20 protein-coding genes and 2 pseudogenes are annotated in these 21,929 nt (G+C 68.8%); 16 read left to right on the top strand and 6 right to left on the bottom strand.

Annotated features, from left to right (window positions below; translation table 11 throughout):
* Positions 1–2 precede the first annotated feature (2 nt).
* Entirely contained in the window at positions 3–911 is a 909-nt protein-coding gene (locus tag D7D52_RS14845; RefSeq protein WP_120736924.1) for an ABC transporter substrate-binding protein, read from the top strand.
* Between the two features lie 30 nt (positions 912–941).
* Here the strand turns inward: D7D52_RS14845 and D7D52_RS14840 are convergent, their stop codons facing one another.
* Positions 942–1,379 carry a MarR family winged helix-turn-helix transcriptional regulator gene (locus D7D52_RS14840; RefSeq protein ID WP_222932831.1) on the bottom strand — a complete coding sequence of 146 codons (438 nt, stop codon included), beginning with the start codon at positions 1,377–1,379 and terminating at the stop codon, positions 942–944.
* On the opposite strand from D7D52_RS14840, the gene D7D52_RS38690 reads away from it, so the two are divergent.
* From D7D52_RS38690 to D7D52_RS14830, 3 genes and pseudogenes are all read left to right on the top strand, one after another.
* Positions 1,351–1,587 carry a hypothetical protein gene (locus D7D52_RS38690; protein ID WP_222932830.1) on the top strand — a complete coding sequence of 79 codons (237 nt, stop codon included), beginning with the start codon at positions 1,351–1,353 and terminating at the stop codon, positions 1,585–1,587. The two genes, D7D52_RS14840 and D7D52_RS38690, sit on opposite strands and share 29 nt — an antisense overlap.
* A gap of 12 nt (positions 1,588–1,599) precedes the next feature.
* Positions 1,600–2,061, top strand: a pseudogene (locus tag D7D52_RS38685) (NsdA family TPR-like regulatory protein); the annotation flags it as partial.
* Positions 2,062–2,069: 8 nt separating this feature from the next.
* Positions 2,070–2,552, top strand: coding sequence for a hypothetical protein (locus D7D52_RS14830; RefSeq protein WP_120744125.1), 483 nt, complete (start codon positions 2,070–2,072; stop codon positions 2,550–2,552).
* A gap of 53 nt (positions 2,553–2,605) precedes the next feature.
* Here D7D52_RS14830 and D7D52_RS40315 read toward each other — a convergent pair.
* From D7D52_RS40315 to xylA, 4 genes and pseudogenes are all read right to left on the bottom strand, one after another.
* A pseudogene (locus D7D52_RS40315) lies at positions 2,606–2,659 on the bottom strand (hypothetical protein); the annotation flags it as partial.
* Positions 2,660–2,734: 75 nt separating this feature from the next.
* Complete coding sequence (locus D7D52_RS14820; RefSeq protein ID WP_120736922.1) at positions 2,735–3,904, bottom strand: ROK family protein; 1,170 nt, start codon at positions 3,902–3,904, stop codon at positions 2,735–2,737.
* A 40-nt stretch (positions 3,905–3,944) separates the two neighbouring features.
* The gene (xylB, locus tag D7D52_RS14815) at positions 3,945–5,336 is read right to left on the bottom strand and encodes a xylulokinase (protein ID WP_120744124.1); all 1,392 of its coding nucleotides are present in this window, start codon (positions 5,334–5,336) and stop codon (positions 3,945–3,947) included.
* A gap of 4 nt (positions 5,337–5,340) precedes the next feature.
* On the bottom strand, positions 5,341–6,522 hold the full coding sequence (gene xylA / locus D7D52_RS14810) for a xylose isomerase (protein ID WP_120744123.1): 1,182 nt from the start codon (positions 6,520–6,522) through the stop codon (positions 5,341–5,343).
* 328 nt (positions 6,523–6,850) lie between these two features.
* Here xylA and araB point away from each other — a divergent pair, with 328 nt between their 5' ends.
* The 7 genes from araB to D7D52_RS14775 are packed head-to-tail and all read left to right on the top strand — an operon-like array spanning position 6,851 to position 15,481.
* Positions 6,851–8,518, top strand: a complete 1,668-nt coding sequence (gene araB / locus D7D52_RS14805) for a ribulokinase (RefSeq protein ID WP_120736920.1) — start codon at positions 6,851–6,853, stop codon at positions 8,516–8,518.
* A complete protein-coding gene (locus D7D52_RS14800; RefSeq protein WP_120736918.1) occupies positions 8,515–9,183 on the top strand; it encodes an L-ribulose-5-phosphate 4-epimerase in 669 nt (222 codons plus the stop codon). Before araB ends, D7D52_RS14800 begins: the two co-directional genes overlap by 4 nt.
* Positions 9,184–9,240: 57 nt before the next feature.
* On the top strand, positions 9,241–10,668 hold the full coding sequence (locus tag D7D52_RS14795) for an L-fucose/L-arabinose isomerase family protein (protein WP_246023871.1): 1,428 nt from the start codon (positions 9,241–9,243) through the stop codon (positions 10,666–10,668).
* 14 nt (positions 10,669–10,682) lie between these two features.
* A complete protein-coding gene (chvE, locus tag D7D52_RS14790) occupies positions 10,683–11,780 on the top strand; it encodes a multiple monosaccharide ABC transporter substrate-binding protein (RefSeq protein ID WP_120736916.1) in 1,098 nt (365 codons plus the stop codon).
* A gap of 22 nt (positions 11,781–11,802) precedes the next feature.
* The gene (gene mmsA / locus D7D52_RS14785) at positions 11,803–13,353 is read left to right on the top strand and encodes a multiple monosaccharide ABC transporter ATP-binding protein (RefSeq protein WP_120744121.1); all 1,551 of its coding nucleotides are present in this window, start codon (positions 11,803–11,805) and stop codon (positions 13,351–13,353) included.
* The gene (gene mmsB, locus D7D52_RS14780; protein WP_120736914.1) at positions 13,350–14,669 is read left to right on the top strand and encodes a multiple monosaccharide ABC transporter permease; all 1,320 of its coding nucleotides are present in this window, start codon (positions 13,350–13,352) and stop codon (positions 14,667–14,669) included. The genes mmsA and mmsB overlap by 4 nt, the downstream gene beginning before the upstream one ends.
* A gap of 23 nt (positions 14,670–14,692) precedes the next feature.
* Entirely contained in the window at positions 14,693–15,481 is a 789-nt protein-coding gene (locus D7D52_RS14775; protein WP_120736912.1) for an aldose epimerase family protein, read from the top strand.
* Between the two features lie 3 nt (positions 15,482–15,484).
* Here D7D52_RS14775 and D7D52_RS14770 read toward each other — a convergent pair whose 3' ends face one another.
* Positions 15,485–16,534, bottom strand: a complete 1,050-nt coding sequence (locus D7D52_RS14770) for a LacI family DNA-binding transcriptional regulator (RefSeq protein WP_246023870.1) — start codon at positions 16,532–16,534, stop codon at positions 15,485–15,487.
* A 133-nt stretch (positions 16,535–16,667) separates the two neighbouring features.
* Between D7D52_RS14770 and D7D52_RS14765 the strand changes: the two genes are divergently transcribed.
* From D7D52_RS14765 to D7D52_RS14745, 5 genes are all read left to right on the top strand, one after another.
* Positions 16,668–17,630 (top strand): ABC transporter substrate-binding protein, encoded by a 963-nt coding sequence (locus D7D52_RS14765; protein WP_120736910.1) that lies wholly within the window; start codon positions 16,668–16,670, stop codon positions 17,628–17,630.
* Positions 17,631–17,635: 5 nt separating this feature from the next.
* Positions 17,636–19,180: a sugar ABC transporter ATP-binding protein gene (locus D7D52_RS14760; protein WP_246023869.1), complete on the top strand. Its 1,545-nt coding sequence runs from the start codon at positions 17,636–17,638 to the stop codon at positions 19,178–19,180.
* On the top strand, positions 19,177–20,259 hold the full coding sequence (locus D7D52_RS14755) for an ABC transporter permease (protein ID WP_120736908.1): 1,083 nt from the start codon (positions 19,177–19,179) through the stop codon (positions 20,257–20,259). Before D7D52_RS14760 ends, D7D52_RS14755 begins: the two co-directional genes overlap by 4 nt.
* Positions 20,256–21,293: a galactofuranose ABC transporter, permease protein YjfF gene (gene yjfF, locus D7D52_RS14750; protein ID WP_120736906.1), complete on the top strand. Its 1,038-nt coding sequence runs from the start codon at positions 20,256–20,258 to the stop codon at positions 21,291–21,293. The genes D7D52_RS14755 and yjfF overlap by 4 nt, the downstream gene beginning before the upstream one ends.
* A 64-nt stretch (positions 21,294–21,357) precedes the next feature.
* Positions 21,358–21,852, top strand: coding sequence for a MarR family winged helix-turn-helix transcriptional regulator (locus D7D52_RS14745; RefSeq protein WP_120736904.1), 495 nt, complete (start codon positions 21,358–21,360; stop codon positions 21,850–21,852).
* The last annotated feature ends 77 nt before the right edge of the window (positions 21,853–21,929 follow it).

Below are 21,929 nucleotides of genomic sequence, written 5' to 3'. Positions count from 1 at the left end.
CCATGACGATTCGCATCGGTTACTTCCCGCAGAACAACACTTTGTGGGTGCTGCGGCACCTCGGCATCCTGGAACAGTCACTGCCGCAGGTGGAATGGGTGGATCTGCGCACCCTCGGCAATCCGCGCGTCGACCCGACTCGGGCCCTGCCCTCCGCGCACGGCGATCACCTCTTCGACGGCGGCTACGACGTCATCGGCACCGGCGCCACCCCGCCGATCACCGCGCAGGCCAAGGGCCACGACATCGTCTACCTCGCCGTCTCCGGGCCCCGGGTGGAGAACGGCCGCATCGTCGCGCACGCCGATTCCGGCATCACCGGCCCCGCCGACCTGAAGGGCAAGCGGGTCGCGCTCGGTCACGGTTCCTGGCAGACCACCCTGCTGCTGCTCGCCCTCGAACAGGTCGGCCTCACCTGGAGCGATATCGAGCCCGTCGACGCGTACGGCGATGCGGCCCAGCGCTTCCTCGACCGCGAGGTCGACGCCTGGGTCGGCTCCTACCCCTTCCTCACCCAGGTCGAGGCGCACGCCGACCTCACCGACGTGATCCCCACCGCCGGCCTGTTCAGCCACCGCTCCCTGTGGTTCACCACCCGCGACTTCGCCACCACCCACCGCCCGGAACTCACCGCGATCCTCACCGCCCTGCAAGCCGCCGACCGCTGGATCGAGCAGGACCCGGCCGCCGCCGCGGCCCTCTTCAGCGCCGACGACGGCCGCCCGACCGCCGAATGGGAGCACGCGCTACGCACCCGCCCCTGGGGCCTGCTGCCCCTGGACGCCGATTTCATCGCCGAACAGCAGCACGCCGCGGACCTGTTCCACGCGAACGGCTTGGTGGACAGGGAGATCCGAGTCGAGGATGCGGTGCTGCCCGAAATCGCCGACCTGGTGCGCTCCCTCGTGTAACCGGTCGACCCGCTGCCCCGTTACCCCGCCTCAGGGTGTGCGTTCGAGTTCGGTCAGGAGGTCGGTGAGGGCGGGGAGGGCGGACCAGAGGGCCTTGCGGCGGGCGGGGGGCAGGGACTCGATGGCGGTGAGGAGGGTGTGGGCGCTGGCCTGGTCGTAGCGGTCGAGGAGGTCGCGGGCGGTAGGTGAGGGGGCCAGATGGACGACCCGGAGGTCGGTTTCGGAGGCGGTGCGGGAGACCAGGCCGGCCGCGGTCATGGTGCGCAGCAGGTTGCTGATGGTGGAGGGGGCCATGCGCAGGCGGTCGGCGACCTCGCGGGGTGTGGCCGAGCCCACGGCCGACAGCACGCGCAGCACCTCGATCTGGGCTTCGGGGAGATCGGGCAGGTCGGCGACGGTTCGGGTGCGGCGCAGGACCGCGCGACGCAGCGTGGCGACGATGTCATGGGATTCCGGACAACAAGCCACCGCACAGCGCTACTACGTGCTCGCCGTCCGAGCAGCACGCGCAGCAGGAGACTCGGCCTTCGCCGCCAACTCCCTCGCCGGGATGGCACGACAACTACTGTGCCTCGGCCGCACCGCGGACGCCTTGGAACTCGTGCGTCTGGCACAAGACCAAGCCGTGAACGCGACACCGACGGTCCAAGCAATGCTGCGTACCCGCGAAGCCTGAGCTTACGCCCATCTCGATCGGCCTTCAGCGTTTCACCGCGCGTGTGATCGGGCGCAGGAGAGCATGACCGAGACCATCCCCTCGAGCGACCCCTACTGGATCGGCTATTTCGACGAGTCGGAGATGGCGGGCACGATCGGCGGTCGGCTGCTCGAAATGTCCCAGCGCACACCCGAATTCGCGCGCGAGGCCGCCGAACAGATCGATAGGGCAATCACGTTGCGGCAGCCGAATCGGTTGCGCAGTACGGCACTTGATCAACTCGGGCTGGCGGAAGCCCGCCTGATCCAGGGGGAACTCGAGGAGGCGTGCCGTCTGGGGCACGCAGCGTTGTCCACGGTTGAGCAAACTGCGTCCGACCGTGTCCGGGTCAAGCTGCGGGAGATGTTCGCTCGCACCGAATACGTGGCGAACGTCCGCATCGTGGCGGAGTTGCGGGACAGGATGCGCGAGCTCGCCGCCGACCCGGTATAGAAGTGGACATGACTCGCATCGGCGTCACCGGGCACATGAACATCACCGCGGATTCCGTCCCGCTGGTCTACGCGCAGATTGCCCGCCTACTCGCCGAAGCGGGAGATCCAGCAGAACTGGTCGGTGTCAGCTGCATCGCGCGTGGGGCGGACAGCGTGTTCGCACAAGCGGTTCTCGACGCTGGCGGTCGACTGGAAGTTGTTCTGCCGTCACGCAACTACCGAGAGCGAAAGGTGAAGCCCGACCATGCCGAGCAGTTCGATGACCTGGTGTCCCGCGCGGATAACGTCCGAGTGATGGAGTTCGACGACGCGGGCCGAGAAGCGTACGAGGCGGCCAATGAGGCCGTCGTCGGGACGTGCGACCGGTTGATCGCGGTGTGGGACGGTAAGCCCAGCGAGCAGGGCGGAACAGGCACGGTCGTAGAACTCGCCAGGGACAGAAACCTTCCCGTCGACATCGTCTGGCCGGAGGGTGCAGTCCGCGGCTGACGTGTAGCGCTCTGATTCAAGCCGAGCGCTCTCGGTGGTTCAGCGAGCTGACAGGTGGGGCACCAGAGCAGATTCCGGCCGTCCATCACCGCATGGAGGACCGTCGTCCAGCAGTCGGCCCACCGAAAACGTCGCCGGAACGGCCGGCCCCGATCATTCGCATCCGAACTTGACCTACTGGATCATCGACCCGACGCCATGGCGGTCAGCAGCGACTCTGGTGCGAGGCAGCAGCGGCGCGTGACGAGGGCGGCCGCGCCACGCACGACGGCGTTGTCACCCAGGGGTGACACCGCCAGGCCGACCGGGCGGCGAGCGGCCAGCACGCCAACGTCGAGGGCGGCGCGGACTGCCGGGGCGAGATCGTCGAAAAAGGTGGCGTAGCTGCCGCCGAGTACCACGGTCGCCACGTCGCAGACATTGATCAGCGACACCAGGGCGGTGCCCAGTGCCGTACCGGCGGCGTCCACCGCGGAGAGGTCCTGGGTCTGGCCCTGGGCCAGGGCGAGACGCAACGCTTCCAGGGTTGGGCGGCCCGCGGCGGTGAGGATGGCGTGTAGGCCCGCGTACTGTTCGACGCAGCCGTGGCCGCCGCAGGTGCAGGGGCGGCCGGTGCGTTCGATGATGACGTGGCCGAGTTCGCCGGCGAATCCGCTGCGGCCGCGAAAGAGGTCACCGCCGAGTACGATTCCGGCGCCGATGCCGACATCGCCGGAGACGTAGACGAAATCGTCGCCGGCCAGGCGGCGCGGCCAGACGTGGGCGAGGGCGGCGAGGTTGGCCTCGTTGTCCACCGCCACGGTCGGCTGTCGGAGCGCGGCGGCCAGGCGGTCGCCGATCCGAATGTCGATGAGACCGGGCACATTCGGTGCGTGCACGACCGTGCCGTCGTGCACGATGCCCGGCACCGCCAGCCCGACGCCCAGCGACTCGCGGACCGAGGCGGCGCTCACCGACTCGATCAGTTCGGCGAGCCGGGCGACGAGATCGTCGGCGTCGCGGTGGCGATTGTCGATGTCGATCCGCGTTTCGGCGACGGTGGCCCCGTCCAGCCGCTGCACCGTGACCGCGAGGTGGCGCACATTGACCTCCGCGCCGATCGCGACCGGGGCCGCCTCGGAGAAACGCAGCGGGCGCGACGGCCGGCCGCGACCGGTGTTGACCAGGGGGTCTTCGGTCAGGATGTGGTGGCGCAGCAGGGGTTCCACGAGGCTGGCGACGGTGGCCTTGGTCAGGCCGGTGCGCTGGGCGAGTTCGGCGCGCGAGGCCGGGCCGTCGAGTAGGGCCAACAGCAGCGACTGGAGGTTGCCGTCGCGGACCTGCCGCAGGTGGACGGGGGTGGGCAGGGTCATCGCAGGGGATGCCTGATCGTCATCGCCTAGTACCTCGCTGTCATCGCCGCACGTATTTCGTTCGAGCGTCACGGTAGCGTTCGCGGATCGCCGCCACCGCGGGCGCCTCGTAGGTCCGTGCGGGGCTCGCGGATTCGGGCCAGGCGGGCGGCGCGTCCCCGCCGGTCAGCGCCCACGCGGCCTGGCGCGCCGCGCCGTCGGCCACGTATTCGCCGGGTTCGGGCACCAGCACGGGCACGCCGAACACCGTGGGCGCGATCTCCCGCACGGCCGCGAGCGCCGCCGCGCCGCCGATCAAACGGACGGCGGGGGTCGAAACCCCTTGTGCAGTCAAGGCTTCCAGGCCGTCGGCGATACCGCAGAGCATGCCCTCCACGGCCGCACGGGCGAGGTTGGCGCGGGTCGCGGTCGCGGTGGTCAGTCCGTGCAGGGCCCCGGTCGCGAAGGGCAGGTTGGGGGTGCGCTCGCCGTCGAGGTAGGGAACCAGCACCACGCCTTCCGCCCCGGCGGGGGCCGACAGCGCCAGTTCGCTCAGCGTCGGCAGGTCGATGCCGAGCAGACCGGCGGTGGTGTCCAGGACGCGGGCGGCATTGAGGGTGCACACCAACGGCAGATGGCGGTCGGTGGCGTCGGCGAAACCGGCGACGATGCCGGTCGGGTCGGCCGGGCGGCGCGGCGAGCTCGCCGAGACGACCCCCGAGGTGCCCAGGGACACCACCACATCCGTGCCCGCGCCCACCCCGAGATACGCGGCCGCATTGTCGCCCGCACCGGCCGCCAGTCGCAGCCCGGACGCCGACCTCGTAGACCCGTCCGGTTCCAGCACTACAGGCAGGACCAGATCGGTTCGGCCACAGGCCAATTCGATCAGATCGAGGCAGTACTCCCCGGTGACGGAATCGAAATAGCCGGTGCCCGAGGCGTCGGAGCGGTCGGTGGTCACCGAATCGATGGCGCCGCCGCGCAATCGCCAGGTGAGCCAATCGTGCGGCAGGCATACCGCCGCGGTGCGGGCGAGGTGGTCGGGCTCGTGTTCGGCCAGCCAGCGCAGCTTGGTGACGGTGAAGGAGGCCACCGGCACCGAGCCGGTGCGCTGCGCCCACACAGCCGCGCCCAGCTCGTCGACGAGTTTCTCCGCCGCGTCCGCGGAGCGAGTGTCGTTCCACAGCAACGCGTCTCGCACGACGCCGCCGTCCGCGTCCAGGCACACCAGACCGTGCTGTTGCCCGGCCACGGCGAGCGCGGCGACGTCGTCGAGCCCGCCGGCCTGGGCGATCGCCCGCCGCAGCGCGGTCCACCAGTGTTCCGGATGCACCTCGGTGCCGGGCGGATGCGGCGCCCGACCGGACCGCACCAGCCGCCCGGTCTCGGCGTCGCGCACGACGACCTTGCAGGATTGAGTGGAGGAATCGACCCCCGCGACCAGTGTCATCCGGTCACCGTGCGCCCAGGAGATGTTCCAGCGCAAGCTGATTGAGCCGCACGAAACCGTACCCGCGCTCCCCGGCCCGGTCCGGGTCGAAGTCCGCCGCGCGGGGGTCGGCGAGCAGATCCGCGTACCCCTCCCCCGCGTCCAGCGTGGGCGCGCGCAGGTCGTCCACGCCCGCCGCCGAGAGCGCCGCCCGCACTTCGGGATCCGCGCGGAAGGCGCGGGCGCGTTCCTTGAGCAGCAGGTAGGTGCGCATATTGGCGGCGGCCGAATCCCAGACGCCGGTGAGATCTTCGGTGCGGGAGGGCTTGTAGTCGAAGTGCCGCGGACCGTCGTAGGCGGGACCGCCGTCGGGGCCGCCGTGCTCGAGCAGATCCACCAGGCTGAAGGCGTTCATCAGATCGCCGTGCCCGAACACCAGATCCTGATCGTATTTGACGCCGCGCTGACCGTTGAGGTCGATGTGGAACAGTTTGCCCTGCCACAGCGCCTGCGCGATGCCGTGCGCGAAGTTCAGTCCGGCCATCTGCTCGTGTCCCACTTCGGGATTCACGCCCACCAGCTCCGCGTGCTCGAGGGTGGTGATGAACGCCAGCGCGTGCCCGACGGTGGGCAGCAGGATGTCGCCGCGCGGCTCGTTGGGTTTGGGTTCGATGGCGAAGCGCAGGTCGTAACCGCGGTCGCGGACGAATTCGGTGAGCAGGTTCAGGCTTTCGCGATAGCGGTCCAGGGCCGCGCGCACATCCTTGGCGCTGTCGTATTCCGCGCCTTCGCGCCCGCCCCACAGCACGTAGGTGCGCGCGCCCACCTCGGCCGCCAATTCCACATTGCGCAGCACCTTGCGCAGCGCGAAGCGCCGCACCTCCCGATCGTTGCTGGTGAGGCCGCCGTCCTTGAACACCGGGTGGGTGAACAGGTTGGTGGTCACCATCGGCACCGTCAATCCGGTCTCGGCCAACGCTTTTCGCAAGGCCTCGAGCCGGCGCTCGCGTTCGGCGGCGGAGGCGTCGAAGGCAAACAGGTCGTCGTCGTGAAATGTCAGCCCGTAGGCCCCGAGTTCCGCGAGCCGGTGCACGGCCTCGACCGCGTCGAGTTCGGGGCGGGTGGCGTCCCCGAAGGGGTCTCGCCCCCGCCAGCCGACCGTCCATAGGCCGAAAGAGAACTTGTCCGCGGGTGTAGGCGCTAGCATGTCCATCCTCCACTTTGTTCAGACATTGAACTAAGTGGACCGGACACTACTCGGCCACCCCGGCCGGCACACGAGGAATCACCGAAGACGATGTCCAGCACCACGATCCGGGCGCCCCAGGGTTGCGTGAGCGTTCACATTCACCACCGTCCCGCCCGATGGCGTGACAGCGCTCGGCCGTTCAGCGCCCCTGGCGGCACGCAGGGGCGACTAGCTGCGAAGACAGTGCGCTGGACGCTTGCTGTCGATGCCCGCCGCCGCCCGAGGGTTGACACCGCCATAGTGTCGTGAGTAACAATGTGCGCGTTAACATAGCTGGGAGCACTACATGGCCGACAAGTATGTCGTCGGTGTCGACTTCGGTACGTTGTCCGGCCGCGCCCTGGTCGTGCGGGTGCGCGACGGCGCGGAACTCGGAACAGCGGTCTGCGAATACCGGCACGGAGTAATCGAGCGGGAACTGCCCGCCACCGGAGCGACACTGCCACCGGACTGGGCACTGCAGGATCCGGAGGACTATCTCGAGGTGTTGCGCGTCGCGGTGCCCGCCGCCGTCCGCGCGGCCGGCATCGACCCGGACGAGATCATCGGCATCGCAACGGATTTCACCGCGTGCACGGTCCTGCCGACCACCCCCGACGGGACGCCGCTGTGCCGGCTGCCGCAGTACGCGGGCCGCCCGCACGCCTATCCGAAACTGTGGAAGCACCACGCCGCGCAGCCGCAGGCCGACCGCGTCACCGCGGTGGCGCACGAGCGCGGCGAACCCTGGATCGCCTGCTACGGCGGCCGCGTCTCGAGCGAATGGGAATTCGCCAAGGGGCTGCAGCTGCTCGAGGAGGATCCCGAGATCTACGCCGCCACCGCGCGTTTCATCGAGGCCGCGGACTGGATCGTCTGGCAGCTGTGCGGGCAGGAGACCCGCAATGTGTGCACCGCCGGGTACAAGGGTCTGCATCAGGACGGCGTCTGGCCCTCCCCGGAGTATCTGTCCGCCTTGAATCCGGGCTTCGCCGACTTCGTCGAGAAGCTCGCCTACCCGCTGTCGCCGCTCGGAGGTCGTGCCGGCGGCCTGACCGAGCAGGCGGCGCGGTGGACCGGCCTGCGCCCGGGGATCGCGGTGGCCGTCGGCAATGTCGACGCCCACGTCACCGCGCCCGCGGCGCAGGCCGTGGGGGACGGCCAGATGCTGGCGGTGATGGGGACCTCCACCTGCCATGTCATGAACGCCGACCGCCTGGCCGAGGTGCCCGGCATGTGCGGCGTCGTCGACGGCGGAATCCTGCACGGCCGTTGGGGTTACGAGGCCGGGCAGAGCGCGGTGGGCGATATCTTCGCCTGGTTCGTGGAGACCGCGCTGCCCGGTCGCTACCGCGACGAGGCCGCCGCGCTGGGCATGGACCCGCACACCTATCTCAGTGAACTCGCGGGACGCCAGCGCGTCGGCGAACACGGCCTGCTCGCGCTGGATTGGCTGGGCGGCAACCGATCCGTGCTCGTCGACCACGACCTGTCGGGCGTGCTGGTGGGTTTGACCCTGGCCACCCGGCCCGAGGACATCTACCGCGCGCTGCTCGAGGCGACCGCGTTCGGCACCCGCACCATCATCGAATCCTTCGAGACCGCGGGCATTTCCGTGCGCGGGCTGACGGTGGCGGGCGGACTGGTCAAGAACCGGGTCCTCATGCAGATCTACGCCGACGTCACCCGCCTGCCGCTGTCGGTGCTGGGCTCCGAGCAGGGCTGCGCGCTGGGCTCGGCCATCCATGCCGCGGTGGCGGCGGGCGCGTATCCGGATGTGGCCGCCGCCTCGGCGGTGATGGGCCGCGTCGACCGCGACGCCTACCTGCCCGATCCCGCCCGCGCCGACGCCTACGACGCCCTCTACGCCGAATACCGCGCCCTGCACGACCATTTCGGCCGCGGCGGCAGCGAGGTACTGCACCGGCTGCGCCGCATTCGCAATTCCGCACGCATCGAGGTAACGACGGTATGACCACGCTCGAATCCACCCTGGCCGCGCTGCGCGTACACCTGGTCGATCTGCACCGCGAACTGGTGCGCTGGGATCTGGTGGTGTGGACCGCGGGCAATGTGTCGGCGCGGGTGCCGGGAGAGAACCTGATGGTCATCAAGCCCAGCGGCGTGTCCTACGACGAACTGACCCCGGGCTCGATGGTGGTGTGCGACCTGCACGGCCGCGCGGTCGAGGGCAACCTGACCCCGTCCAGCGACGCCGCCGCGCACGCCTACGTCTACCGGCACATGCCCGACGTGGGCGGGGTGGTGCACACGCATTCGACCTTCGCCAGCGCGTGGGCCGCACGGGCCGAACCGATTCCGTGCATTCTCACCGCCATGGCCGACGAGTTCGGCGGCGAGATCCCGGTCGGGCCGTTCGCCCTGATCGGGGGTGACGAGATCGGGCGCGGCGTGGTGGAAACCCTCGCCGGGCATCGCTCCCCCGCCGTGCTCATGCGCAATCACGGCGTGTTCGCGCTCGGCGGCGACGCGCGCGCGGCGGTGAAGGCCGCGGTCATGTGCGAGGACGTGGCCCGCACCGCGCATCTGGCCTGCGCGCTGGGCGCGCCCGCCCCGATCCCGCAGGCGGCCGTCGACCGCCTGCACGACCGCTACCAGAACGTGTACGGCCAGCGCTGATTCGCGCCGGCACGTTCGCACCGGCGAATTTCCGGTTCTGACAAAGGAGTTATCACCGTGACAGCGTCCCTGGCCTCCGTCCCGACGGCCACCGCCCGGAAGCCGCGCATCGGCCTGCTGGGCATCATGCAGGCCCTCTACGACCACATGATTCCCGGCATCACCGAACGCCAGGCCGGCTATGCCGAGGCGATCGCCGACCAGCTCGCCGATGTCGCCGACTGGACCGTCGGCCGCCCGGTCAAGGATCGCGCCGACGCCGAGGCGGTCATGCGCGAATTCGGCAACGCCGATCTCGACGGGGTCATGGTGGTGCTGCTGACCTACGGCCCGGCCATGCGGGTGGCGCGGCTGTTCAACGAGAACCGAATGCCGGTGCTGCTGGCCAATATTCAGCCCGAACCCGCCGTCACCGACGCCTGGGACATGGCCGACATGACCTACAACCAGGGCATCCACGGCGCGCAGGACACCGCCAACGCCATGGTGCGCGCCGGGCGGCCGTTCGAGGTGCTCACCGAGGACTGGCGCAGCCCGCGCTTCCGCGAGGAGGTCGACCGGTGGGCGCGCGCCGCGCGGGCGGTGACGGCGTGGAAGTCGTTGAAGGTCGGCGTGTTCGGCTACGCCATGAACGATATGGGCGATATCCGCGTCGACGAGAACGCGCTGCTGCGCGCGCTGGGACCGGAGATCAGCTACCTCGCCCCCGGCGATCTGCACCGCGGCACCCGCGACGTCACCGACGACGAGGTCAAGGCGCTGATCGATTGGGAGAACGCGGAATTCGACGTCGATCCGGCATTGACCGCGCTCGAACGCGAGGACCACGCCCGCATGCAGATCGCCATCGAACGCATTCTCACCGACCGCGGAATTCGCGCGTACTCCACGCATTTCGACGCCATCGGCGAGGACGGCCGGTTCCGGCGGCTGCCGCTGGCGGCGGCGTCGAGCCTGATGGCCAAGGGCTACGGGTACGGCGCGGAAGGCGACGCCATGGCCGCGGCCATGGTCTACGCGGGGCATCAGCTCATCGGCGACGGCCATTTCACCGAGATGTACGCCATGGACTTCCCGTCGGATTCGATCCTGATGAGCCATATGGGCGAAGGCAATTGGCGCGTCGCCCGCGCGGACGAACCGGTGCGTCTGATCCACCGCGAACTCGGCATCGGCAAGCTCGACGCCCCGCCGACCTTCCTGTTCCGCTACCGGCCCGGTCCGGCCACCCTGGCGTGCCTGGTGTCGCTGGGCGACGAGCGATTCCGGCTGGTGGTCTCCGAGGGCGAGGTGCTCGATGCGCCGCCGCTGCCGCAACTCGAGATGCCCTACGGGCAGTTCCGGCCCGACACCGGCGTGCGCGCCTGCATGGACGGGTGGCTGGCCGCGGGCGGACCGCACCATCAGGTCCTCAATCTCGGTCGCCACGCCGCGGACTGGCGGGTGTTCTGCCGTATCACCGGAATCGAATTCGTTCAGGTCTGACAAGGAGCCAGTACATGACCGGCATCAATCGCCGCGATTTCTTCAGCATCGCGGGCGGATCCGTCGCATTGTTGGCGGCCGCCGCCTGTTCGGTGGACAGCGGCAGTTCCGGCGGCGGCAAGAGCGCGGGCGGGCGCATCGGAATCGCCATGCCCACCAAGAGTTCCGAACGCTGGGTGGCGGACGGCAACAATATCGTCAACCAGTTCAAGGCGTTGGGCTACACCACCGATCTGCAGTACGCCGAGGACGTCATCGAGACGCAGGTCTCCCAGCTCGAGAACATGCTCACCCAGGGCGCCAAGGCGCTGGTGATCGCGGCCATCGACAACAAGTCGCTGACCGGGGTGCTGGCGCAGGCCAAACAGAACAAGGTCGCCGTCATCGCCTACGACCGGCTCATTCGCGACACCGGCAATGTCGACTATTACGCGACGTTCGACAATTTCAAAGTCGGTGTGCTGCAGGCGAGTTACATCGTCGATCACCTGGGTGTGAAGGACGGCAAGGGGCCGTTCGACATCGAATTGTTCGCCGGTTCGCCCGACGACAACAACACCTATTTCTTCTTCGACGGCGCGATGTCGGTGCTGCAGCCGCTCATCGACGGCGGCAAGCTGGTGGTGCGTTCCGGGCAGACGAAGGTCGATCAAGTGACCACGCTGCGCTGGGACGGCGCGACCGCGCAGTCGCGGATGGAGAACCTGCTCTCGGCGCACTACGCCTCGGCGAATGTGGACGCGGTGCTCTCGCCCTACGACGGGCTCTCGATCGGCATTCTGTCGGCGCTGAAATCGGTCGGCTACGGCGGGCCCAAGAAGATGCCGATCGTGACCGGTCAGGACGCGGAGAAGGCGTCGGTGAAGTCGATCATCGCGGGCGAGCAGACGCAGACGGTGTTCAAGGACACGCGCGAGCTGGCCAAACGCGCGGTGCAGATGACCAATGCCATTCTCACCGGCGGCACCCCGGAAACCAACGACACCACCTCCTACGACAACGGGGTCAAGAAGGTGCCTTCCTATCTGCTGCAACCGGTTTCGGTGGACAAGGCCAACTATCGGGCCGCGCTCATCGACACCGGCTACTACACCGACAAGGACCTGCAATAGCAGCGGAAGGCGGGTGCGGCCGATGACCGCGAACATTCTCGAAATGCGTTCGATCACCATGGAATTCCCGGGCGTGAAAGCGCTCGACGAGGTCGACCTCTCGGTCGCCGAGGGGGAGATCCACGCCCTCGTCGGCGAGAACGGCGCGGGCAAGTCCACGTTGATGAAGGTGCTGTCGGGTGTTTACCCGCACGGCAGCTACCGCGGGCGAATCCTGATGGACGGCAACGAGATGGCCTTCAAGGACATCCGCCACAGCGAGGCCGCCGGCATCGCGATCATCCATCAGGAGCTGGCGCTGGTGCCGCAGCTGTCCATCGCGGAGAACATCTTCCTGGGCAACGAACGCACCCGCGGCGGCATTCTCGACTGGCAGGAGACCAACCGGCAGGCCATGCTGCTCATGCAGCGCGTCGGCCTGCTCGAGGATCCCGAAACCCTGGTCGCCGCACTGGGTGTCGGCAAACAGCAACTGGTGGAGATCGCCAAGGCGCTGGCCAAACAGGTGCGGCTGCTGATCCTGGACGAACCGACTGCCGCGCTCAACCAGGCCGACAGCGACAGTCTGCTGGCGCTGCTGCGCGAGTTGCAGGGCCAGCAGATCACCTCGATTCTCATCTCGCACAAGCTCAACGAGGTGCTGGCCGTCTCCGACACCGTCACGGTGCTGCGCGACGGGCACACCATCGAGACCCTCGAGGTGGACGGGACCGTCACCGAGGACCGCATCATCAAGGGCATGGTGGGCCGCGATCTGGACCATCGGTTCCCGCCGCGTCCGGATCCCGAGATCGGGGAGGTGTTCTTCGACATCCAGGACTGGAGCGTCGATCACCCCACCATCGCGGGCCGGCACGTCGTGCGGGGTGCGTCGCTGCACGTGCGGCGCGGGGAGATCGTCGGGCTGGCGGGGCTCATGGGCGCGGGCCGCACCGAGCTGGCCATGAGCGTCTTCGGCCGCTCCTACGGGCGCAACGTTCGCGGCACCGTGTGCAAAGACGGTGCGCCCGTGAAGGTGTCGACGGTGCCGGAGGCCATCGCCGCCGGGATCGCCTACGTGTCCGAGGACCGCAAACAGCTCGGGCTGATCCTCGACGAGGACATTCGCCGCAACTTCACCCTCGCCAATCTGGCGGCGGTGTCACGACATTCGGTCATCGACACCCACGCCGAGGTGGCCGCCGCCGAGGACCTGCGCACCCGGCTGACGGTGAAGGCGCCCACCGTCTTCGCGAAGGTCGGCACGCTGTCGGGCGGCAACCAGCAGAAGGTGGTGCTGGGCAAATGGATCTTCACCGAACCCGATCTGCTCATTCTCGACGAACCCACCCGCGGCATCGACGTGGGCGCGAAATACGAGATCTACCTGATCATTCAGCGATTGGCGGCGGAAGGCAAAGGCGTGCTGGTGATCTCGTCGGAACTGCCGGAACTGCTGGGCCTGTGCGATCGCGTCTACGCGATGAGCCAGGGCCGCATCACCGGTGAGCTGCCCGCCGCCGCGGCCACCCAGGAGGCACTCATGCGATTGATGACCCGCGACGCGAACGCCCCGGAGGTGATGGCGCGATGACCCTGCTCGACCGATTGAAGGACGAGGAGAACCCCGACGCCATCGTGGCCGCCACCGCCGGCGGCCGCCTCGGCGCACTCGCGACGCTGCGAAAGACTCTGCGCGGCAATGTCCGCCAGTACGGGATGATCGTGGCCCTGGTCGCGATCACGGTGCTGTTCCAGGTGTTGACCACGGTGCGGCTCACCGACGGGGTGAGCCTGCTGACCCCGCTCAACGTCACCAATGTGATCCTGCAGAACGGCTACATCCTGGTGCTGGCCGTCGGCATGATGCTGGTGATCATCAACGGGCACATCGATCTGTCGGTCGGCTCGGTGTGCGCGCTGGTCGGCGCGCTCACCGGCATCGCCATCGTGCACTGGCACTGGCCGTGGCCGGTCGTGGTGGTGGCCGGGCTGCTGCTGGGCGCGGTGATCGGGGTGTGGCAGGGCTATTGGATCGCGTACGTGAGGATCCCGGCGTTCATCGTCACCCTCGGCGGGATGCTGCTGTTTCGCGGGCTGGCGCAGCTGCTGCTGCAAGGCCAGTCGATCGGGCCGTTCCCGCAGGGCTTCATCAATATCGCGGGCGGCTATCTGCCCAACTGGCTGCCGATTCACGCTGTCGTGTTCGACGGCTTCCAGCACGGCATCGTGGTGCATCTGAAAACCGGTGAGCTGCACGGGCTCACGCTGCTGCTGGCGGTGGCGGCCGTCGTGGCGCTGGTGTGGTCGCGCATGCGGGTGCGGCGGCGCCGGCGTTCCTACGGGCTGCCGGCCGGGCCGCGGGCGCTGTTCGTCGCGGAGATGACGGCGCTGGGCGTGCTGATCGGGGCGTTCGGGTTCGTGCTGGCCTCCTACAACGGGCTGCCGGTGATCGGGCTCATCCTGGTGGTGCTCATCGTGGCGTACTCGTTCGTCATGAACCGCACCGTGATCGGGCGACGCGTCTACGCCGTGGGCGGCAACGAGAAGGCCGCGGCGCTCTCGGGCGTGGACACGCGGCGCAATACCTTCTGGGTGTTCGTCAACATGGGGGTGCTGGCGGCGCTGGCGGGCATCATCTTCGCCGCCCGGCTGGGCGCGGCCACCCCCAAGGCGGGGCAGAACTTCGAACTGGACGCCATCGCCGCGGCATTCGTCGGCGGCGCGTCCGCCAGCGGCGGCATCGGCACCGTGGTCGGCGCGATCGTCGGCGCGCTGGTGATGGGCGTGATGAACAACGGCATGTCCATGCTCGGCGTCGGCAGCGACTGGCAGCAGGTGATCAAGGGCCTGGTACTGCTGGCCGCGGTGGCCTTCGACGTCTACAACAAGAAGCGCGCTGCCGCCTGACCCGAAAGGTGCGGAGTACCAGCATGATCGAGCACGGCAGCGTGACGCTCGAGACCGCCGATGTCCGGCTGCGGATCGCCTCGCACGGCGGGGTCGTCACCAGCCTCGTCATCGCCGGGTCGGAGATCCTGAAGCAGGGCGAGGGATACGGGTGCTTTCCCATGGTGCCCTTCTGCGGGCGACTGGCCGACGGGCGGCTGCGCACGGCCGGGGGCAGCTACCAGCTGCCGCGCAACGCGCCGCCGCACGCCATCCACGGGACGGCGCGGGACAGGAGCTGGGAGGTGGTCGAGGCGTCCGATGTCTGTGCGACACTGTCGCATTCGCTCACCGCGCCGTGGCCGTTCGCCGGTCGGGTCACTCAGCGATTCGAGCTCACACCCGACGGACTCACCCTGAGTCTCGAGGTGGAGACCGATTCGGAATCCTTTCCCGCGCAGGCGGGTTGGCACCCATGGTTCCTGCGCACGCTGGGCGGCGCGCCCGTACGGCTCGACTTCACGCCGAACTGGCAGGAATTGCGCGGACCCGACTATCTGCCCACCGGCACGCGCATCGAACCCGAAACAGGGCCCTGGGACGATTGTTTCGGCATGCCCGACGGTGTCGACGTCACAGTGACCTGGCCCGGGCGATTGCGGCTGCGGGTGCGCAGCCCCGCACAGTGGGTCGTCGTGTACGACCGGGAGCCCGACGCGGTCTGCGTCGAGCCCCAATCCGGCCCGCCCAACGGGGTCAACACCATGCCGCGCCTCGTCCGCGCGGACGCCCCGCTCCGCGTGGAGTCCACGTGGAGCTGGGAGCGGCTCTGAGGGTCAGCGCGCCCGCGGCACCGCCGTGCTGTCCCGGACGACGAGAGTCGGTATCACCTGCGGGGATTCGAGGGACTGGCCATCGGATTCGATGAGCGTCAGCAGCATTCGCATGCTGCGGCGGCCGACCTCGTCGAAATCCTGCCGCACCGTGGTCAGCGGCGGCGACAGGTAGGAGGCTTCGGGGATGTCGTCGAACCCGACCACCGAAATATCCTCGGGCACCCGCAATCCGCGTTCGGCGAAGGCGCGCAGCAACCCCAGGGCCATCTGATCGTTGGCGGCGAAGACCGCTGTCACCCCGGGTTGCGCCGCCAGCACCGGTCCCGCCTCGTATCCCGAGCGCGCGCTCCAGTCCCCGGCGATGATCGGCGGCACCGCCGCACCCGCCTCCTGCAATGTCTGCCGCCACCCGTCCACGCGATCACGCGATTCGAGCCAGCCATTGGGTCCCGAGATGTGCCAGACGGTTTCGTGTCCCAGATCCAGCAGATGCCGCACAGCAAGCCGCGCCCCCTCCACCTGATCCACCGACGCCGAGGGCAGGCCCGCGTCCTGCCCGGCCTCCACCGCGACCGCGGGCAGGGTGGCGGGCAAACTGTGCAGCGCCGCCGCCGCGACCATCAGCGGCGCGATCACGATCACCCCGTCCACGCCCTGATCGGCCAGCGTCCCCACGGCTTCGAGCACCTCGGCCCGATCGGCGCGCTGCAAGGTCACGATGCTCACCCCGTACCGCGCCGCCCGCGCCGCCCGCTCGATCCCCAGCAACATCGACGCCGGGCCGTAGAGCACGGTGTCGAAAGTGACCACGCCCAGCACCTTCGACCGCCGGCTCACCAGCCCCCGAGCCATCGCGTTGGGCCGATACCCCAGCTCCTCGACCGCCCGCAACACCCGCTCCCGGGTCTCGGGCCGCACCTGCGGACTGTCGTTGAGCACCCGGGACACGGTCTGGTGCGAAACCCCGGCCCGCTTGGCCACGTCGATCATGACCGCGGGCCGCGTGGGCTGCGGCGCAGCACCGTCGGCAACCTTCTCGTTGTCCCTCACGTCCACACCTTTCGACTGTCTCGGCCAGACGGATTCAGCGTACGGGTTCGAATCGACCCTTGACGGCATCAATGTGAGCGTTAACACTATCAGGACCTCCCCCTCATCAACTGTTCGCCGCAAGGGAGACCTCGTGTTCAAGAGGCTTGTCATCGTCGCCAGCACCCTCACCTTCGTCGCCGCCACGGCGGCCGCCTGCGGAGGCGGATCCGGGGGTGGTGGAACCTCTCTCGGATTCTCCCAGGTCGGGGCCGAGAGCGGCTGGCGCACGGCCAACACCCAATCCATCCAGGACTCCGCCAAGGATGCCGGGATCAACCTGAAATTCGCTGACGCACAACAGAAGCAGGAGAACCAGATCAAGGCGATCCGGTCGTTCATCCAGCAGAAGGTGGATGTGATCGCGTTCTCGCCGGTGGTCGAATCCGGGTGGGACACCGTGCTGAAGGAGGCCAAGGACGCCAAGATTCCGGTGATCCTGACCGACCGCGCGGTGGACTCGAAGGATCCCTCCTACTACGCGACCTTCCTGGGCTCGGACTTCGTCGAAGAGGGCCGCAAGGCGGCGCAGTGGGTGCTCGACACCTACAAGGGCTCCAATGAGACCGTTAACATCGCCGAGTTGCAGGGCACCACGGGGTCCGCACCGGCGATCGACCGCAAGAAGGGCTTCCTGGACCTGATCGGGGCCGATCCCAAGTTCAAGATCGTCGCCTCGCAGACCGGCGATTTCACCCGCGCCAAGGGCAAGGAGGTCATGCAGGCGTTCCTGGCCTCGCATCAGAAGATCGACGTGCTCTTCGCCCACAACGACGATATGGCCCTGGGCGCCATCCAGGCCATCGAGGAGGCCGGGCTCGAGCCGGGCAAGGACATCAAGATCGTGTCCATCGACGGGGTGCACGACGCGCTGCAGGCGCTCGTCGACGGCAAGGAAAACTATGTGGTGGAATGCAATCCGCTGCTCGGACCCCAACTGATGGATCTGGTCAAGAAGGTCAAGGCCGGTCAGCCGGTGGATCATCGCATCGTCACCACCGAGACCACCTTCACCCCCGAGCAGGCCGCGGCCGCACTCCCCCAGCGCAAGTACTGATGACGATGTCGCACTCGAGCACCGCGCCGCTGCTGTCGATGACCGGCATCGGCAAGCGATTCGGCGCGGTGACCGCACTGACCGCGGTCGACCTGCGGCTGTTCCCCGGTGAGATCCACGCCCTGGTGGGCGAGAACGGCGCGGGCAAATCGACACTCATCAAGGTGCTCACCGGAATTCACCCCGCCGATACCGGGACCATCCGGCTCGGCGGGCAGCCGGTGCGCTTCACCGGGCCCCAGCAGGCCCAGCGCGCCGGGGTGAGCACCGTGTACCAGGAGGTCAACCTGTGCCCGAATCTGTCTGTCGCGGAGAACATCTACATCGGCCGGGAACCGCGCCGCGCCGGGCTGGTGCGGTTCTCGGTCATGCGCCGCGCGGCGGCGGCACTGATGTCGCGAATGGGGCTGGACGTCGACGTCACCGCCCGGCTCGGCTCGTATTCCCTGGCGGTGCAACAGCTCATCGCCATCGCGCGGGCCGTCGACCTGGACGCGCGGGTGCTGGTGCTGGACGAGCCCACCTCCTCGCTGGACGCCGGTGAGTCGCAGCAGCTGTTCCGGCTGATGCGCCGGCTGGCCGGCGACGGGGTCGCGATCTTGTTCGTCACCCACTTCCTCGACCAGATCTTCGCGCTGTGCGACCGGGCCACGGTGCTGCGCAACGGGACACTGGTCGGGGAATACCCGGTCGCCGAGCTGACCCACAAGAGCCTGGTGTCGCGCATGCTGGGCAGCGCCGCCGACGTGCTCGAGCAGATCGAGCACGAGGGCACCCAGCACGGCGGGCCGAGCGAGCGCGCCGCCGCCACCGAACCCGTGCTCACCGCAACGGGTCTGGGCGGCAAACGCAACTCCGTCGAGCCCTTCGACCTGACCGTGCACGCGGGCGAGGTGGTCGGGCTGGCCGGCCTGCTCGGTTCCGGCCGCACGGAGGTGGCCCGCCTGCTGTTCGGCGCCGACCGCGCGGCCACCGGCACCGTCCAGGCCGCGGGCGCGGCCGCTCCTCTGCGCTCGCCCCGCGCCGCGGTGGCACAGCGGCTGGCGTTCTGCCCGGAGGACCGCAAGACCGACGGGCTGGTGCTGGAACTGTCGGTGGCGGAGAACATTCTGCTCGCCGCACAGGCCGCCCGCGGCTGGGCCCGGCCGATACCGGCCCGGCAGCGCGCCGAACTGGTGTCGAAATATATTGCGGCACTGCGTATCACACCGTCCGACCCGAAACTGCCGGTCCGGTCGCTCTCGGGCGGCAATCAGCAGAAGGTGCTGCTGGCGCGGTGGCTGGTGACCCAGCCGCGACTGCTGATCCTCGACGAGCCCACCCGCGGCATCGACATCGGCGCCAAGGCCGAGATTCAGCGCCTGGTGCTGTCGCTGGCCGAGGAGGGGATGGCGGTGCTGTTCATCTCCGCGGAACTCGAGGAGGTGCTGCGACTGTCCCACAAGGTCGAGGTGCTGCGCGACCGCCGCCTGGTCGCCGAACTGGCCAACACCTCCGCGTTGACCGTGGACCGGCTCATGGAAACCATTGCGAGCGGTACTGCCTCATGAACAACAGACTCCTCCCCGTGCTGCGCCACCGGCTGTTCTGGCCCGCGCTGGCCTTGGTCGCGCTGCTGATCGTGGACGTCGTCCACACCCCCGGGTTCCTGTCGGTCCGCATGCAGGACGGCCACCTCTACGGCGGTCCCATCGACATCCTGCGTTATGGCGCTCCGCTGGTGCTGATCTCGGTCGGCATGACCCTGGTCATCGCCACCGGCGGCATCGATCTGTCGGTGGGCGCGGTGGTCGCCATCGCCGGCGCGCTGGCCTGCCTGCGCATCGGCAAGATGGCCGACCAGAACGCGCTCGGCGGGGTGCTGGTGGCCATCGCGCTCGCGATCGCGGTCGGGGCGGCGCTGGGACTGTGGAACGGAATCCTGGTCTCGCGCTTCCATATTCAGCCCATCGTGGCCACGCTCATTCTCATGGTCGCCGGGCGCGGGCTCGCGCAGCTGATCACCCAGGGCCAGATCATCACCATCAACAGCAGCCCCTACCACGTGATCGGCGGCGGATTCCTCGCGACGCTGCCGGTGCCGGTACTCGTCGCCGTGGCCGTCACGGCGCTGGTGGCGTTGCTGCTGCGGCGCACCGCCCTGGGGCTGCTGCTGGAATCGGTCGGCGGCAACGCCCGCGCCTCCCGGCTGGTGGGGGTGCGCGCGGGCGGGCTCATCGTCGGGGTGTATGTCGTGTGCGCGGTGTGCGCCGCCGTGGCCGGGCTGATGACCAGCTCCAACGTCTCCGCCGCCGACAGCAACAACGCCGGACTGTGGATCGAGCTCGACGCTATCCTCGCGGTGGTGCTGGGCGGCACCGCGCTCACCGGGGGACGATTCCATCTCGGCGGAACCGTGCTGGGGGCGTTGGTGATTCAGACGCTCACCACCACCATCTACACCATCGGCGTACCGCCGGAGACCACCTTGCTGTTCAAAGCCCTCGTGGTGATCGCGGTTTGTCTGGTGCAATCACCGGCGTTCCGCGCCAAGGTGTTTCGCGCACGCCGCGGCCGGCGTCGCGTACCCGCTACCGCGGCCGACGAACCGGCGTCCATCGAACCAACGGGAGAGGCGGTGCACCGATGAGCGCGCCCACGACTGTCGAACCCACCACCGCGCCCGCGCCGCAGCCCCGTCCGGCCTGGAAAAACGTTGTCCGACAGGGTGATCGCTACGTACCCGTGCTGGCGACCGCGGTGCTGTTCGCCGTCATGTACGGCGTCGGGGTGGCCCGCTATCCGGCGTTCGGGTACCCGCAGGTCTTCGTGAACCTGTTCATCGACAACGCCTTTCTGCTGGTGTTGGCGGTCGGCATGACCTTCGTCATCCTCACCGGCGGCATCGACCTGTCGGTCGGCGCGGTACTGGCGGTCAGCACCGTCATCTCGGCGTGGCTGGTCACCGTGCACCACTGGCCCGCACCGCTGGTGATGGCGCTGATCCTGGTGGGCGGCACCGTGTTCGGCGCGGGCATGGGCGCGGTGATCCACTATTTCGAGATCCAGCCGTTCATCGTGACGCTGGCGGGCATGTTCCTCGCCCGGGGCCTGTCCTATGTGATCAGCACCGACTCCATCACCATCACCGATCCCACCTACACCCGGCTGGCCCAGCAGCGCATCCACTTCGGATCCTCGGTGTTCGTGTCGGTGAGCATGCTGGTGGCGCTCGCGGTGGTGGCGGTCGCGTTCGTGGTGCTGCACTACACGCGGTTGGGGCGCACGATCTACGCACTCGGCGGCAACGAGCAGTCCGCGCTCATGATGGGACTTCCGGTGGCGCGCACCAAGATCGCCGCGTACGCCATCAGCGGTGGCTGCTCGGCCCTGGGCGGCATCCTGTTCACCCTCTACACCCTGTCGGGCTGGAGCCTGCACGCCGTCGGCATGGAACTCGACGCCATCGCCGCGGTGGTCATCGGCGGCACCCTGCTCTCCGGCGGCTCCGGCTTCGTACTCGGCACCGTCCTGGGCGTCCTCACCCTCGGCATCATCCAGACCGTCATCAACTTCCAAGGCACCCTCAGCTCCTGGTGGACCAGAATCGTCATCGGCGCGCTGCTGCTGGTGTTCATCCTGCTGCAGCGCGTCCTCGGCGGCCGCGCCCGCGGCGACGGCTGAGGGTGGCGCCGGATCCACGCCCTCCCCGTGGAATAGGTTGAGGGGCACGGAGAGGAGGCGGGTCGTGGAGGATCGGGGCGAGATCTCGACGCCGGCGGAGGCCGCGAACAATGCGCTGGTGCTGGCGTTCGGGCGGTTGCAGGGGGCGGCGAATCGGCTGGAGTTCATTCTGGGGCGGGCGCTCGAGAAGGAGTACGGGATCAGCCATCTCATGTACGAGGTGCTGCTGATTCTGGGGCGCGCGGGCGGCGAGGGGCTGTCCATGCGGGCGATCGCGCAGGAGCAGGTGCTGACCACCGGCGGCGCGACCCGGTTGGTGGACCGCATGGAGGCGGCCGGGCTGGTGGAGCGCGCGCCCGACCCCGGCGATCGGCGCGGGCGCAAGGTGCGCTTGACCGACAAGGGCGCGCAGGTGACCGTGGCGGCCTCGCGCACCCACGCGGAGAACATCCGCCACTACTTTCTGGAGCCGCTTCCCCCGCGGGATCGCGACCGGTTCGTCGAGGATCTGCGCATCCTGAGCCGATCGGCGCGCGACGCGCTGCCCCGGCTGTCCTGACGGCCTGCGGACGTTTCCGCTGGTCTAATGACTACACACGGCTCTCGCCCCGGTCTCAAGCCGGTGTGACGGCCGCC

This window comes from Nocardia yunnanensis, from assembly GCF_003626895.1.
Lineage (GTDB): Bacteria > Actinomycetota > Actinomycetes > Mycobacteriales > Mycobacteriaceae > Nocardia > Nocardia yunnanensis.
The sequence above is the reverse complement of the archived record's forward strand: the minus strand, read 5'-3'. Positions and strand labels throughout refer to the sequence as shown.